The sequence below is a fragment of the Pseudomonas sp. KB_15 genome, assembly GCF_052114525.1.
Taxonomy (GTDB): Bacteria; Pseudomonadota; Gammaproteobacteria; order Pseudomonadales; family Pseudomonadaceae; genus Aquipseudomonas.
This window is the reverse complement of record NZ_JBFREX010000024.1, coordinates 78,827-92,897: the sequence shown is the minus strand read 5'-3', so window position 1 is coordinate 92,897 and position 14,071 is coordinate 78,827. Positions and strand designations below refer to the sequence as shown.

The 14,071-nt window shown below is 61.2% G+C and carries 13 protein-coding genes; 6 read left to right on the top strand and 7 right to left on the bottom strand.

Annotated elements, in window-relative coordinates:
• Positions 1 to 18: 18 nt before the first annotated feature.
• The 3 genes from rsmB to def are packed head-to-tail and all read right to left on the bottom strand — an operon-like array spanning position 19 to position 2,849.
• Positions 19 to 1,329: a 16S rRNA (cytosine(967)-C(5))-methyltransferase RsmB gene (rsmB, locus tag AB4Z35_RS19190; protein ID WP_442098683.1), complete on the bottom strand. Its 1,311-nt coding sequence runs from the start codon at positions 1,327 to 1,329 to the stop codon at positions 19 to 21.
• The gene (gene fmt / locus AB4Z35_RS19185; protein WP_442098682.1) at positions 1,326 to 2,285 is read right to left on the bottom strand and encodes a methionyl-tRNA formyltransferase; all 960 of its coding nucleotides are present in this window, start codon (positions 2,283 to 2,285) and stop codon (positions 1,326 to 1,328) included. The genes rsmB and fmt overlap by 4 nt, the downstream gene beginning before the upstream one ends.
• 57 nt (positions 2,286 to 2,342) lie before the next feature.
• Positions 2,343 to 2,849 carry a peptide deformylase gene (gene def, locus AB4Z35_RS19180; protein WP_008002295.1) on the bottom strand — a complete coding sequence of 169 codons (507 nt, stop codon included), beginning with the start codon at positions 2,847 to 2,849 and terminating at the stop codon, positions 2,343 to 2,345.
• A 187-nt stretch (positions 2,850 to 3,036) separates the two neighbouring features.
• On the opposite strand from def, the gene AB4Z35_RS19175 reads away from it, so the two are divergent.
• The 3 genes from AB4Z35_RS19175 (at position 3,037) to AB4Z35_RS19165 (ending at position 5,661) form a co-directional block, all read left to right on the top strand.
• Positions 3,037 to 3,861 carry a hypothetical protein gene (locus AB4Z35_RS19175; RefSeq protein WP_008002294.1) on the top strand — a complete coding sequence of 275 codons (825 nt, stop codon included), beginning with the start codon at positions 3,037 to 3,039 and terminating at the stop codon, positions 3,859 to 3,861.
• A gap of 81 nt (positions 3,862 to 3,942) precedes the next feature.
• Positions 3,943 to 5,049, top strand: coding sequence for a DNA-processing protein DprA (dprA, locus tag AB4Z35_RS19170; RefSeq protein WP_442098680.1), 1,107 nt, complete (start codon positions 3,943 to 3,945; stop codon positions 5,047 to 5,049).
• A 54-nt stretch (positions 5,050 to 5,103) separates the two neighbouring features.
• On the top strand, positions 5,104 to 5,661 hold the full coding sequence (locus tag AB4Z35_RS19165) for an L-threonylcarbamoyladenylate synthase (protein WP_007985104.1): 558 nt from the start codon (positions 5,104 to 5,106) through the stop codon (positions 5,659 to 5,661).
• 116 nt (positions 5,662 to 5,777) lie between these two features.
• Here AB4Z35_RS19165 and AB4Z35_RS19160 read toward each other — a convergent pair whose 3' ends face one another.
• Positions 5,778 to 6,755 (bottom strand): NADPH:quinone reductase, encoded by a 978-nt coding sequence (locus tag AB4Z35_RS19160; RefSeq protein WP_442098678.1) that lies wholly within the window; start codon positions 6,753 to 6,755, stop codon positions 5,778 to 5,780.
• A 163-nt stretch (positions 6,756 to 6,918) separates the two neighbouring features.
• Between AB4Z35_RS19160 and hemF the strand changes: the two genes are divergently transcribed.
• Both hemF and aroE read left to right on the top strand, forming a co-directional pair.
• A complete protein-coding gene (gene hemF, locus AB4Z35_RS19155) occupies positions 6,919 to 7,833 on the top strand; it encodes an oxygen-dependent coproporphyrinogen oxidase (RefSeq protein ID WP_442098677.1) in 915 nt (304 codons plus the stop codon).
• Between the two features lie 13 nt (positions 7,834 to 7,846).
• Positions 7,847 to 8,668, top strand: coding sequence for a shikimate dehydrogenase (gene aroE, locus AB4Z35_RS19150; protein WP_442098676.1), 822 nt, complete (start codon positions 7,847 to 7,849; stop codon positions 8,666 to 8,668).
• A gap of 176 nt (positions 8,669 to 8,844) precedes the next feature.
• On the opposite strand, the gene AB4Z35_RS19145 is transcribed toward aroE, so the two are convergent.
• The 3 genes from AB4Z35_RS19145 to betC form a co-directional block, all read right to left on the bottom strand.
• Positions 8,845 to 10,413, bottom strand: a complete 1,569-nt coding sequence (locus tag AB4Z35_RS19145; protein WP_442098675.1) for a SulP family inorganic anion transporter — start codon at positions 10,411 to 10,413, stop codon at positions 8,845 to 8,847.
• Positions 10,414 to 10,539: 126 nt separating this feature from the next.
• Positions 10,540 to 11,460 carry a choline ABC transporter substrate-binding protein gene (gene choX, locus AB4Z35_RS19140; RefSeq protein WP_442098673.1) on the bottom strand — a complete coding sequence of 307 codons (921 nt, stop codon included), beginning with the start codon at positions 11,458 to 11,460 and terminating at the stop codon, positions 10,540 to 10,542.
• Positions 11,461 to 11,476: 16 nt separating this feature from the next.
• Positions 11,477 to 12,991, bottom strand: coding sequence for a choline-sulfatase (betC, locus tag AB4Z35_RS19135; protein ID WP_442098671.1), 1,515 nt, complete (start codon positions 12,989 to 12,991; stop codon positions 11,477 to 11,479).
• Positions 12,992 to 13,105: 114 nt separating this feature from the next.
• On the opposite strand from betC, the gene AB4Z35_RS19130 reads away from it, so the two are divergent.
• Positions 13,106 to 14,056 (top strand): choline sulfate utilization transcriptional regulator, encoded by a 951-nt coding sequence (locus AB4Z35_RS19130; RefSeq protein ID WP_008002282.1) that lies wholly within the window; start codon positions 13,106 to 13,108, stop codon positions 14,054 to 14,056.
• Positions 14,057 to 14,071: the final 15 nt, after the last annotated feature.

The following is a 14,071-nucleotide window of genomic DNA, read 5'->3' as shown; positions in this document are numbered from 1 at the left end:
TCACTCCATTGAATCCATTTAACCGCGAGCGGCGGCGATCTTGATCAGCTTGGCGTAGTAGAACCCGTCGTGACCGCCTTCCTGGGCCAGCAACTGGCGACCATGGGGCTGCTTGATGCCGGCTGTCGTGGCGAGGTCCAGCTCACGGGCGCCCGGCGTGCGGGCGAGGAAGGCTTCGATGACTTCGGTGTTCTCGGTCGGCAGCGTGGAACAGGTGGCGTACAGCAGGATGCCGCCCACTTCCAGCGTGTTCCACATGGYGTCGAGCAGCTCGCCTTGCAGCAGCGCCAGCGCGGCAATGTCGTCGGGTTGGCGGGTCAGCTTGATGTCCGGGTGACGACGGATCACGCCGGTGGCCGAGCATGGCGCGTCCAGCAGGATGCGCTGGAATGGCTTGCCGTCCCACCACGCCTGAGTGTCGCGGCCGTCGGCGGCAATCAGTTCGGCGCTCAGCTTCAGGCGTTCGAGGTTTTCCCGCACCCGCACCAGCCGCTTGGCTTCCAGGTCTACCCCCACGACGCCGGCCAGTTTTGGCTCGGCTTCGAGAATATGGCAGGTCTTGCCGCCCGGTGCACAACAGGCGTCGAGCACCCGTTGACCGGGGGCCAGGTCGAGCAGATCAGCGGCCAGTTGCGCGGCTTCGTCCTGCACGCTGATCCAGCCCTCGGCGAAACCCGGCAGGCTGCGCACATCGGCGGCGGCGTCGAGCACGATGCCGTCGCGGCTGTAGACACAGGGTGTGGCGGCGATACCGGCGTCGGTCAGCAAACCGAGGTAGACATCCCGGGTGTGATGGCGACGGTTGACCCGCAGAATCATCGGCGGATGCGCATTATTGGCCGCGCAAATGGCTTCCCATTGCTCCGGCCAGAACGCCTTCAGGGATTTCTGCAACCAGCGTGGGTGGGCGGTGCGCACCACCGGATCACGTTCCAGCTCGGCGAAAATCGTTTCGCTTTCGCGCTGAGCGTTACGCAGCACAGCGTTGAGCAACGCCTTGGCCCAAGGCTTTTTCAGCTTGTCGGCGCAACCGACGGTTTCACCAATGGCGGCATGGGCCGGGACACGGGTGTAGAGCAACTGATAGAGACCGACCAGCAACAGTGCCTCGACATCGGCGTCGGCGGCCTTGAACGGTTTCTGCAGCAGCTTGGCCGCCAGCGCCGACAGCCGTGGCTGCCAGCGTGCCGTGCCGAACGCCAGGTCCTGGGTGAAGCCGCGATCTCGGTCCTCGACCTTGTCCATCTGCGTGGGCAGAGAACTGTTCAGGGAGGCTTTTCCGTTCAGGACAGCAGCGAGTGCCTTGGCGGCGGCCAGACGCGGATTCATTGAGCGTCCGCCGCTTGACCGAGGACAGTGCCGGTGGCGAATTTCTCGCGGCGGCTGTTGAACAGATCGCTGAAGTTCAGCGCCTTGCCGCCGGGCAATTGCAGACGGGTCAGGCACAAGGCCTGCTCGCCGCACGCGACGATCAGACCGTCCTTGCTGGCGCCGAGGATTTCACCCGGGGCGCCTTTGCCTTCGGCGAGGTTGGCGGCCAGCACTTTCAGTGCTTCGCCATTCAAGGTGCTGTGGGTGATCGGCCACGGGTTGAAGGCACGGACCAGACGCTCCAGCTCAACCGCCGGGCGACTCCAGTCGATGCGTGCTTCGTCCTTGTTCAATTTGTGCGCGTAAGTGGCCAGGCTGTCGTCCTGCACTTCGCCTGCCAGGGTTCCGGCGGCGAGGCCGGCAATCGCCTGGATCACGGCCGACGGTCCCATTTCGGCCAGACGATCGTGCAGGCTACCGCCCGTGTCTTCGGCGCTGATCGGCGTGGCGACCTTGAGCAGCATCGGCCCGGTGTCGAGGCCGGCCTCCATGCGCATCACGGTCACGCCGCTTTCCGCATCGCCGGCTTCCACGGCGCGCTGGATCGGCGCCGCACCGCGCCAGCGCGGCAGCAGTGAGGCGTGGCTGTTGATGCAACCCAGTCGCGGAATGTCCAGCACCACTTGCGGCAGGATCAGGCCGTAGGCGACCACCACCATCAAGTCCGGCTTCAGTGCAGCCAGTTCAGCCTGAGCATCTTCGTTGCGCAGGGTCGGCGGTTGCAGCACCGGGATATTGTTTTCCAGCGCCAGCTGCTTGACCGGGCTTGGCATCAGTTTTTGCCCGCGACCTGCCGGACGATCCGGTTGGGTGTAGACGGCGACGATCTCGTAAGGGCTGCTCAGCAGGACCTTGAGGTGTTCGGCGGCGAATTCCGGGGTGCCGGCAAAGACAATGCGCAGTGGCTCAGTCATGGGTGACGTCTCTTGAAAAGAAAAAGGCTTGCCGCAGCAAGCCTTTGAAGATGGGCATCAGGCGTTCTGGCGATGAAGCTTTTCCAGTTTCTTCTTGATGCGGTCGCGTTTGAGCGTGGACAGGTAATCGACGAACAATTTGCCGTTGAGGTGGTCGCATTCGTGCTGGATGCACACGGCGAGCAAATCTTCGGCGATCAGTTCGTAAGGTTGGCCGTCGCGGTCCAGCGCCTTGACCTTGACCCGTTGCGGGCGATCGACGTTTTCGTAGAAGCCTGGCACCGACAGGCAGCCTTCCTGATACTGACCCATCTCGTCGGTCAGCGGTTCGAACTCGGGGTTGATGAACACTCGCGGTTCGGTGCGGTCCTCAGAGAGGTCCATCACGACGATACGTTTGTGCACGTTGACCTGGGTCGCGGCGAGGCCGATGCCAGGCGCTTCATACATTGTTTCAAACATGTCGTCGACCAACTGACGCACTTCGTCGTCCACTACGGCCACTGGCTTGGCGATAGTGCGCAGACGCGGATCAGGGAATTCGAGGATGTTTAAAATGGCCATAAGCTTGATTAGTGCACGTGTGAAGTAAGGTCGGGTCGATGGCCTGGCGGGTCCGAAGAAATGCAGGCTACCGTTGTAAAACGTAGCTCCCTTCTGTTGACAAGCAAGTTTTGACAAGCAAGCCGGGAGCGAGCCACTGAGGGCTCTGGCGTTTCACGCGAACGTACATAATAAAGGGATTCACCGCATGAGGAAATCACTACTCGCCCTGCTACTCCTGGCCTCGGCCGGTTTGGCCCACGGGCAAGTGCCGCTCAGGGAAGATATTCCCACCATAAAGCTGTCGCCCCAGGTGCGCAGCAGCCCGGTGACCGAGACGATCCCCGGTATTGCGCTGAAATCGATCAACAGCTTTCTGCTGAGCAACCGCATCGTCGACAAGGCCGAGGATTTCGACAAGGCACCCTACATTGTCGCCGGCGATGCCGAGCGCGTGCTCAGCGGCGCCGGTGACCGCATCTTTGCCCGCGGCCATTTCGATCCGGCGCAACCGGTGTACGGCATCTTCCGCCAAGGCAAGGTCTACACCGATCCGCAGAGCAAGGAAATTCTGGGGATCAATGCCGACGACATCGGCGGCGGCGAGGTCGTGGCCATCGAAGGCGACGTCGCCACCCTGGCGTTGCAACGCACGACCCAGGAAGTCCGCATCGGCGACCGCCTGTTCAGCGGCGAAGAGCGCTCGATCAATTCGACCTTCATACCCAACGCGCCGGGCACCGAGATCAACGGCTTGATTATCGATGTGCCGCGCGGGGTCACGCAGATAGGCGCACTGGACGTGGTCACGCTGAACAAGGGGCAACGCGACGGCCTGGCCGAAGGCAATGTGCTTGCGGTGATGAAGACCGGTGAAACCGTGCGCGACCGGATCACTGGCCAGCCGTTGAAAACCCCCGATGAGCGCGCCGGTCTGCTGATGGTTTTCCGTACCTACGACAAACTCAGCTACGGGCTGGTGCTCAATGCATCGCGCTCGCTGGCGGTCATGGACAAGGTGCGAAATCCGTAAGTGTGCTTCACAAGTTACCAACAGAGTTATCCACAGCTTATTCCCGTTTGTACGGGTGCTCATAACGATCAAGGATGATCCATGTCGCTGTCTGCCGTTACACCGGTTTCCCCTGCGGAACTGGAAGCCCGCTTGCGTTTGCATCGACTGCCGGAACTCGGTCCCGCGCGTTTCAAAAAATTGCTCGAGGCCTTCGGTTCGGCATCCAAAGCTCTCAGTGCGCCCGCCAGTGCCTGGCGTGCACTGGGCCTGCCGCTGGCGTGTTCGCAGGCTCGACGTTGCGCTGACATTCGCGATGGCGCGAGCCATGCATTGGCCTGGCTGGAGCGTCCGGGTCAGCATTTACTGATGTGGGACCAGCCGGACTACCCGGCACTGCTGGCACAAATCAGCGATGCACCACCGCTGTTGTTTGTCGCTGGCGATCCGGACATTCTGGAAAAACCACAGCTGGCGATGGTCGGCAGCCGTCGCGCGTCCCGGCCAGGGATGGACACCGCTGCCGCGTTTTCCCGCAGCCTGGCGGGTGCCGGTTTTGTCATTACCAGCGGCCTGGCCCTGGGCATTGACGCCGCCGCGCACCAGGCCGCGCTCGATGTCGGCGGGCAAACGGTCGGTGTGCTTGGTACGGGGCTTGAGAAGTTTTATCCACAGCGAAATAGACGCCTGGCGGACGCCATGATCGCTTCGGGCAGTGCGGTGCTTTCGGAGTTTCCGCTGGATGCAGGCCCCAGCGCCAGCAACTTCCCTCGGCGCAACCGGATCATCAGTGGTTTGTCGCTCGGGGTGCTGGTGGTCGAAGCCAGTGTCGCCAGCGGTTCACTGATCACCGCGAGGCTGGCGGCGGAACAGGGGCGCGAGGTGTTTGCGATGCCCGGGTCGATCCATCATCCCGGTGCCCGCGGCTGCCATCAGTTGATCCGCGACGGTGCGGTGCTGGTGGAAACCATCGAGCATATCCTCGAAGCCTTGCGCGGCTGGCAACGACTGCCGTTATCCACAGAATCCTTTACCCCTGAAACGACTCACCCGCTGTTGAAGTTGCTGCATGCCGCACCTCTGACCAGTGAAGCGCTGGCCGATGCAAGCGGCTGGGCCTTGCCGAAAGTGCTGGCGACGTTGACGGAACTGGAAATGGACGGTCGCGCTATTTGCGAAAGCGGGCGCTGGTTTGCACGGGTGAGCTAGGTTTTATAAACAAGATCGGTAAACTGCGCAGAGCCTTATTCTGGAGTGTTTTTCATGGTCAACAGTTGGCGTGTGCAACAAGCCGCGCAAGCAATTCGCGCCGGGGCGGTGATTGCCTACCCAACCGAAGCAGTCTGGGGCCTGGGTTGCGACCCGTGGGACGAAGAAGCGGTCGAACGTTTGCTGCTGATCAAGGGCCGGTCTGTGGACAAGGGCTTGATTCTGGTCGCCGACAACATCCGTCAGTTCGATTTCCTTTTCGAAGACTTCCCCGAGTTGTGGATGGACCGCATGGCCAGTACCTGGCCGGGGCCGAACACCTGGCTGGTGCCGCACCAGAACCTGCTGCCGCAGTGGATTACCGGCGTGCATGAAACCGTGGCGTTGCGGGTCAGCGATCACCCTCTGGTGCGGGACTTGTGCGCGCTGGTCGGGCCGCTGGTGTCGACGTCGGCCAACCCRCAGGGGCGCCCGGCGGCACGTACGCGGATTCGCGTCGAGCAGTATTTCCGTGGTCAGGTGGATCTGGTGCTGGGTGGCAATCTGGGCGGGCGCAAGAACCCGAGCGTGATTCGCGATCTGGCGACCGGCAAGGTTGTGCGCCCGGATTGAGACCGGGTTGACCTCATTCGCGAGCAAGCCCGCTCCCACACTGGATCTGTGTCGTTCACAAATCCAGTGTGGGAGCGGGCTTGCTCGCGAAGGGGCCCTACCAGTCAACTACCCATTCAGGGCAACAGAACAACCGAACCCGTTGTGCGTCGCGCCGACAACTCGGTCTGCGCTTTCGCCGCGTCAGCCAGTGGATAACGCTGGCTGATGTCCACCGTCAGCTTGCCGCTGATGATCATCTCGAACAGTTCGTCGGCCATGCGTTGCAGGTTCTCGGCGTTGTTCGCATAAGTGCCCAGGGTTGGCCGGGTCACGTACAGCGAACCTTTGCCCGCGAGAATCCCCAGGTTCACGCCGTCCACTGCGCCGGACGCATTGCCGAAGCTCACCACCAGCCCCCGCGGCGCGGCGCAGTCGAGTGAAGTCAGCCAGGTGTCCTTGCCGACGCCGTCGTACACCACCGGGACTTTTTTGCCGTCGGTCAATTCCAGCACGCGTTGTGCGACGTTTTCATGGCTGTAGTCGATGGTCGCCCAGGCCCCGTTGGCCTTGGCCAGTGCGGCTTTCTCCGCCGAGCTGACCGTGCCGATCAGCTTCACGCCCAAGGCCCTGGCCCATTGGCAGGCCAGGGAACCGACCCCACCGGCCGCGGCATGGAACAGGATGGTTTCGCCGCCTTTGAGTTCATAGGTCTGACGCAGCAGGTACTGCACGGTCAGGCCCTTGAGCATCACACCGGCGGCCTGTTCGAAACTGATAGCGTCTGGCAGTTTCACCAGATTGGCCTCGGGCAAGACGTGAACATCACTGTAGGCGCCCAATGGGCCGCTGCCATAGGCCACGCGATCGCCGACCTTGAAGCGGGTCACGTCGCTGCCCACCGCTTCGACCACGCCCGCGCCTTCGGAGCCGACACCCGATGGCAGGGACGGCGGCGGATACAGACCGCTGCGGTAATAGGTGTCGATGAAGTTCAGACCGATCGCCTTGTTGGTCACGCGCACTTCCTTCGGACCTGGCGCGGCGGGCTGGTAGTCCACATATTCGAGCACTTCGGGGCCGCCATGGGCGCGGAACTGGATACGCTTTGCCATCTGAACTCTCCATAGGTCGTTTTACCAAGCTCCCTATCGGACTCCTAAGCTTGATCTTCGTCAACTGCGACGGGTCGACTTGCGATGGTATGCTACGGGCCCATTTGCGCAGGCTGAGCTCCAAGGGAGCACCGCGTAGTTTTGCCCGATTCAAGGTGATGACATGACGACCCGCACCGAGGCCGTAAAGGCCTACCTGCTCGACCTGCAAGACCGTATTTGCGCCGCTCTGGAAGCCGAAGACGGTGGCACGCAATTCGTCGAAGACGCCTGGACCAGGCCGGCCGGCGGTGGCGGTCGCACCCGCGTGATTGAAAACGGCGCGGTGATTGAAAAGGGCGGCGTCAACTTTTCCCACGTCTTCGGCAGCGGTCTTCCACCGTCTGCCAGCGCCCACCGGCCAGAACTGGCGGGCCGTGGCTTTGAAGCCCTGGGCGTGTCGCTGGTGATTCACCCGCACAACCCGCATGTGCCGACTTCCCACGCCAACGTGCGTTTTTTCATCGCCGAAAAAGAAGGCGAAGAGCCGGTGTGGTGGTTCGGCGGTGGCTTTGACCTGACGCCTTACTACGGCAATGAAGAAGACTGCATCCACTGGCACCGCGTTGCCGAACAGGCCTGCGCGCCGTTCGGTCCTGACGTTTACCCGCGTTTCAAGGCCTGGTGCGACAGCTACTTCCAAATCAAGCATCGCCACGAGCCGCGCGGCATCGGCGGGCTGTTTTTCGACGACCTGAACGAGTGGGATTTCGACACCAGCTTTGCTTTCATGCGCGCCATCGGCGATGCGTACATCGACGCCTACCTGCCAATCGTGCAGCGCCGCAAGAACGATGCGTTCACCGCCCGGCAGCGTGAGTTCCAGGAATTCCGCCGTGGCCGCTACGTTGAATTCAACCTGGTCTATGACCGCGGCACGTTGTTCGGCCTGCAATCGGGAGGGCGTACCGAGTCGATCTTGATGTCGCTGCCGCCGCAAGTGCGCTGGGGTTACGACTGGAAGGCCGAGCCTGGCAGCGAAGAAGCGCGCCTGACCGAGTACTTCCTGCAAGACCGCGATTGGTTGGCCGAAGCCTGAACGAGGAATCCTGATGGACCGTTATGTCGTATTCGGTAACCCGATTGGCCACAGCAAGTCGCCGCTGATCCATCGTCTGTTTGCTGAGCAGACCGCGCAGAAGCTGGACTACAACACGTTACTGGCGCCACTTGACGACTTTTCCACCTGTGCCCGGACGTTTTTCCTCGAAGGACGCGGCGCCAATGTGACGGTACCGTTCAAGGAAGAGGCCTATCGACTGGCGAACAACCTGACCCCGCGGGCGCAGCGGGCGGGTGCGGTCAATACCCTGAGCAAGTTGGTCGATGGCAGTCTGCTGGGCGACAACACCGATGGTGCCGGGCTGGTGCGCGACCTGACGGTCAATGCCGGATTCAGCCTCAAGGGCAAACGCATCCTGCTGCTCGGTGCCGGCGGTGCGGTGCGCGGTGCTTTGGAGCCGTTGCTGGCCGAGCAACCTGCGTCGGTGATCATCGCCAACCGCACGGTGGACAAGGCCGAGTTGCTGGCGGAATTGTTCGGCGATCTGGGGCCGGTATCGGCCAGCGGTTACGACTGGTTGCAGGAGTCGGTGGACCTGATCATCAACGCGACGTCGGCGAGCCTTACGGGCGATGTGCCGCCGATTGCACCCAGCCTGATCGAACCGGGCAAAACGGTGTGCTACGACATGATGTACGGCAAGGAGCCGACCTCGTTTTGCCGCTGGGCCAGCGAACACGGCGCGGCGGTGGCGATGGATGGTTTGGGAATGCTTGCCGAACAAGCGGCGGAAGCGTTCTTCCTGTGGCGCGGGGTGCGCCCGGATACGGCGCCGGTGCTGGCAGAATTGCGTCGGCAGTTGGCTCTTTAAAAGCTTCGCGAGCAAGCCCGCTCCCACACTGGATCTGTGTCATGCACAAAACCAATGTGGGAGCGGGCTTGGTCCGGGCGGCGTTCCGACGATGACGGCGGTACATCCAGCATTGATGTGCCAGAAATACCGCTATTGCGAGCAAGCTCGCCCACAGTGATCAGAGTGAAGTCGGGTCAGTCCTCAAACCGGATCGGGCATTTCTCCGCCCCTTCGAGCTTCCTCAACTCTTCCACCACCTGCGGCCGCGCCCGGCGCAAGGTCAGGCTGCGGTCCTGACGCAACAGGCGCCGCGCTTCCTGATGCAGCATTTCCACCCCTGAATAATCGATGAAGTTGATCTGCTGCGCCTCGATCACCACCCGCACGCCATGCATCCGTTGCAGACGCACTTGCAGGTAGTGGCTGGCACCGAAAAAGATCGAACCGCCCACCCGCAGAATATCCTCCTCGCCATCTCGTACATGCTGCACCCGGGGTTGCGATGTGCGTTTGAGGTAGAAAAAAAGCGAGGCCAATACGCCGGCGTAGATCGCCGTTTGCAATTCCAGCAGCAGCGTGGCGACGCAGGTCAGCGCCATGACCACGAATTCAGCGCGGCTGACCCGCAACAACGCGCGAATGCCGCGATGGTCCACCAGTCCCCAGGCGATCAACAGAATACTGCCGGCCATGGCCGGAATCGGGATGTGCGCGATCAGGCTCGCGCCGAAGATCGCAAACAGCGCCACCCACAATGCCGAAAAGATCCCGGCCAGTGGCGAACAGGCCCCCGCTTCATAGCTCAGGCCTGAGCGAGTGAAGGAGCCGGCCGACAGCGATCCGGAAAAAAACGCCCCGACGATATTCGACAAGCCCTGGGCACGAACTTCCTGGTTCGCGTCGAGTAATTGCTGCGAACGTGCAGAAATCGAGCGGGCAATCGACAGGCTGGTGACCAGCCCGAGCATTCCGACCGCCACCGCGCTGGGCAGCAGGCGCAGGATCAGGTCGAGGTCCAGCGGCAACGGACTGAAGGGCGGTAATTGGCCGATGAATGCGTTGACCAGTTGTACGTGCCCGAACATCGATGGCCAGAGCCAGACGAGCAATCCACCAAGGATCAGGGTGATCAACAGCGTCGGCCAGCGTGGCAGCAGCAGTTTGAGGGTCACGCCCACCACCACCGTCGCCAGCCCCAGCACCAGCGAAGGTTTGTCCACTTCGCCGAGATGGCGCAACAACGTGATGAAACTATCCAGCGCGGTGGCTTGGCTGGGCAAGTCCAGCCCCAGCAGGTTAGGCAATTGACCGATGGCAATCACCACGGCAGCACCCAGGGTGAAGCCGAGTACCACCGAGTGCGAGACGAAATTCACCAGCGCGCCAAACCGCAGCAAACCCAGCAGCCACTGAAAGATGCCGGCAAGAAACGTCAGCAACAGGATCAACATGACGTAGTCCTGCGTGGCCGGAACGGCCAGAGGACTGACGCTGGCGTACAGGACAATCGAGATGGCCGCCGTAGGACCGCAGATCAAATGCCACGACGAGCCCCAGAGGCAGGCGATCAGCACGGGGATGATTGCGGCATAGAGGCCGTATTCCGGTGGCAGGCCGGCAATCAGCGCGTAGGCAATGGATTGCGGCAACGCCAGAATCGCGCCGCTGAGGCCGACAATCAGGTCACGACCGACGCTGGCGCGGGTTTGCTTGGGCAACCAACTGAGGAATGGAAAGAGTGAATGGCGGCTTGGCAGGGCCATGGGGCCTCTCGGTGAATAAACGGCGAAAATGTCAGGGTGGTGGGTCAGAACCAGGGCAAGCCCGCTCCCACAAGGATCTCCGAAAACCTGTGGGAGCGGGCTTGCCCGCGATGGCGTCCTTGAACGTTACAACTTGGCTTTCACCGCCGGCAACGCATCCTGCCCATCCACTGTCTTCACCCCATCGAGCCACTTGTCCAGAACTGCGGGGTTGGCCTTGATCCATGCCTTGGCTGCGTCGGTATTGCTGACTTTCTTGTTCACCACCTCGGCCATGATGCTGTTCTCCATGTCCTGGGTGAAACTCAGGTTGGTCAGCAGCTTGCCAATGTTCGGGCAGGCCTGTGCATAACCTTTGCGGGTCAGKGTRTRAACACTGCCSGTGTCRCCGAAGTAYTTCTCGCCRCCCTTSAGRTAATGCATTTTCARCTGCACGTTCATCGGGTGTGGSGTCCAGCCGAGGAAGGTTACGAATTTCTGTTTTTTCACCGCGCGGGACACTTCCGCCAGCATTGCCTGCTCGCTGGATTCGACCAGTTTCCACTGGCCCATGTCGAAATCGTTTTTCTTGATGATCTCTTGCAGCGAGATGTTCGCCGGTGCGCCGGAACCGATGCCGTAGATCTTGCGGTCGAACTTGTCGGCGTATTTGTTCAGGTCGGAAAAGTCATGCACACCCGCGTCCCACACGTAGTCCGGTACGGCGAGGGTGAATTCGGTGCCGTCGAGGTTTTTCGCCAATTGGGTGACATCGCCGCTGGCGACGAATTTGTCGTAGAAGCCCTGCTGCGCCGGCATCCAGTTACCCAGGAACACATCAACCTGGCCATCCTTGAGCCCGCCAAAGGTGATCGGCACCGCGAGGGTGTCAACTTTGGCCTTGTAGCCCATGCCGTCCAGCAAAAACCCGGTGATGGCATTGGTCGCGGCAATGTCGCTCCAGCCCGGGTCGGCCATCTTCACCGTCTCGCAACTCTGATCGGCAAACGCCGATGCACTGCCCAGAGCCAGGAGCCCGACCGTCAGTACTGTGGATAACCTTTGCATGGACTTCCCCTTAACATTATTGGTTTTGGCAGGGTTGTGGATAACGTGCTTTACGCTCCAGATCGTCGAGGTCGATGTGGTTGCGCATGTACTGTTGACTGGCGTCCACCAGCGGCTGGTGATCCCAGCTCTTCAGCTTGCCGAGGGTCAGCGCCTCGGCCACGAACCGCCGACGCCGCTGGCTGGCGAGCACCTGCTGGTGAATCGCCGGGATGTTCCATTTGGTCCGCGCTTCGGCAAGAAAATCGTCGAATAGCCGGCGATGTTGCGGCGAGTGGCTGAGTTCTTCCAGTTCGCGAGGGTCGTTGTGTACGTCGAAGAGTAGGCAAGGGTCGTCTTCGCTGTAGATGAATTTGTAGGCGCCGCGGCGGATCATCATCAACGGACTGATGGTGCCTTCGGCCATGTATTCGCCGAACACTTCGTCGTGACCACCCTGGCCTTGCAGGTGCGGCACCAGCGAACGCCCATCCAGCGGCAAGCCAGGTTCCAGTGAGCCGCCGGCCAGTTCAACGAAGGTCGGCAACAGGTCGGCGGTCGAAACGCTGGCGCTGACCCGGCCGGCACCGAATTGTCCCGGTGCGCTGATCAGCAGCGGCACCCGTGCGGCCATTTCATACCAGTGCATTTTGTACCAGAGTCCACGTTCGCCGAGCATGTCGCCATGGTCGCCGGAGAAGACGATGATGGTGTCGTCGATCAACCCGGTATCTTCGAGGGTTTGCAGGAGTTTGCCGACGTTACTGTCGATATAGCTGCACGCTCCGAAATAGGCGCGGCGGGCATCGCGGATCTTATCCACAGGCAGTGGCTTGTCCCACAGGTCGTAAACCTTGAGCAAACGCTGGGAGTGTGGATCGAGTGAATGCTGATCCGGGGCTGTAGGCAGCGGGATGTCGGCATCGTCGTACAAATCCCAGAAGGCTTTGGGAATGGTGTACGGGTCGTGTGGGTGAGTCATCGAAACGGTCAGGCAGAACGGCTGGTCTCCATCTTCGCGGATATGATCGAACAGGTATTGCTGGGCCTTGAACACCACCTCTTCGTCGAAATCCAGCTGGTTGGTGCGCACGCACGGGCCGGCTTGCAGCACCGACGACATGTTGTGATACCAGGTCGGGCGCACATCCGGTTCATCCCAGTTCACTGCCCAGCCGTAGTCGGCCGGGTAAATGTCACTGGTCAGGCGTTCTTCGTAGCCATGCAGCTGGTCCGGTCCACAGAAATGCATCTTGCCCGACAGGGCGGTGCGGTAGCCGAGGCGGCGCAAGTAATGGGCATAAGTCGGTACGTCGGCGGGGAAATCGGCGGCGTTGTCGTAGGCGCCGATCTTGCTCGGCAACTGGCCGCTGACCAGGGTAAATCGCGACGGCGCGCACAGGGGGCTGTTGCAATAAGCAGAATCGAACACCACGCCTTGTGCGGCGAGGCGGCTGAGATGGGGCAGCTTGATGGGCGACGGGCCGTAGAACGGCAACATTGGCGCGGCCATTTGATCGGCCATGATGAAAAGAATGTTCTTGCGCTTCATGTGATCGCGGCATTCCATAGTGGATGTTTATGCGAGAGTGCTGGCTTCGAGAATGAAACCCTCACGCTTTGCGGTAAAGCCCATGCACGGCAATGACTAGGATAAGCACAGCTTATGTATGACGCCCTTGGTGACCTGTCACTGGATCTGCTTCGCGCCTTCGAAGCGGCGGCCCGCCAGCGCAGCTTCACCGCAGCGGCGGTTGAACTGGGCACGACGCAACCGGCCATCAGCCAGCAGATCAAGCGCCTGGAAGAACAATTGGCGACCCGCCTGTTCGACCGCATTTATCGTGGAATCGGACTGACCGAGGCCGGGCAGATTCTTTTCGAGCAGGTTCAGCTCGGATTGCAGAATATCGACGCAGGATTGAGCGCAATCAGCGCACAGCAACAGCATGAAGTGCTGCAAGTTGCCACGGATTTTGCCTTCGCAGCCTATTGGTTGATGCCGCGTCTGCACCGTTTTCACGCGGCCAATCCGCAGGTAGATGTCAGCCTGGTCACCAGTGAACGCAGTCATAACATGCTACGTACTGATATCGATGTGGCAGTGCTGTTTGGCGATGGCCGCTTCAAGCAGGGTGAAAGCCATTGGCTGTTCAGCGAGGAAGTGTTTCCGGTGTGCAGCCCGCAGTTGTTGAGCGAGCGGACCTTACCCTTGCCGGCCCAGGCATTGCTGGAGTTTCCGTTGCTGCACCTGCGTGGGGAACACAGCAGTAACTGGTTCGACTGGAGTGGTGTGTTCCGCGAGCTGGGCATCACCTCGCCCCCGGCGCCCGGACAGTTGCGCTTCGACAACTACACCCTGCTGATTCAGGCCGCGATTGGCGGTCAGGGCGTGGCCATTGGTTGGCGGCACCTTGTGGATAACTTGCTCGCGCAAGGGTTGTTGTGTCGGCCGATCGGCGAAACGGTGATGTCGAGGCTGGGCTACTACGTGGTTCTGCCCCAGCGCAAACGGCGTGGAGCTTTGATCCAGCAGTTTGTGGATTGGTTGATGGCCGAGCAGGCCAGTAGTGCGGAGTCGTTGTCGGGGTTGTCATTGCCTTCGATTGCGGTGTGAAACGTGAAACGATCA

Coding starts and splice junctions, on each gene's coding strand:
- fmt (WP_442098682.1), bottom strand. CDS start 2,285: ATGACTGAGCCACTGCGCATTGTCTTTGCCGGCACCCCGGAATTCGCC.
- def (WP_008002295.1), bottom strand. CDS start 2,849: ATGGCCATTTTAAACATCCTCGAATTCCCTGATCCGCGTCTGCGCACT.
- AB4Z35_RS19175 (WP_008002294.1), top strand. CDS start 3,037: ATGAGGAAATCACTACTCGCCCTGCTACTCCTGGCCTCGGCCGGTTTG.
- dprA (WP_442098680.1), top strand. CDS start 3,943: ATGTCGCTGTCTGCCGTTACACCGGTTTCCCCTGCGGAACTGGAAGCC.
- AB4Z35_RS19160 (WP_442098678.1), bottom strand. CDS start 6,755: ATGGCAAAGCGTATCCAGTTCCGCGCCCATGGCGGCCCCGAAGTGCTC.
- hemF (WP_442098677.1), top strand. CDS start 6,919: ATGACGACCCGCACCGAGGCCGTAAAGGCCTACCTGCTCGACCTGCAA.
- aroE (WP_442098676.1), top strand. CDS start 7,847: ATGGACCGTTATGTCGTATTCGGTAACCCGATTGGCCACAGCAAGTCG.
- AB4Z35_RS19145 (WP_442098675.1), bottom strand. CDS start 10,413: ATGGCCCTGCCAAGCCGCCATTCACTCTTTCCATTCCTCAGTTGGTTG.
- betC (WP_442098671.1), bottom strand. CDS start 12,991: ATGAAGCGCAAGAACATTCTTTTCATCATGGCCGATCAAATGGCCGCG.
- AB4Z35_RS19130 (WP_008002282.1), top strand. CDS start 13,106: ATGTATGACGCCCTTGGTGACCTGTCACTGGATCTGCTTCGCGCCTTC.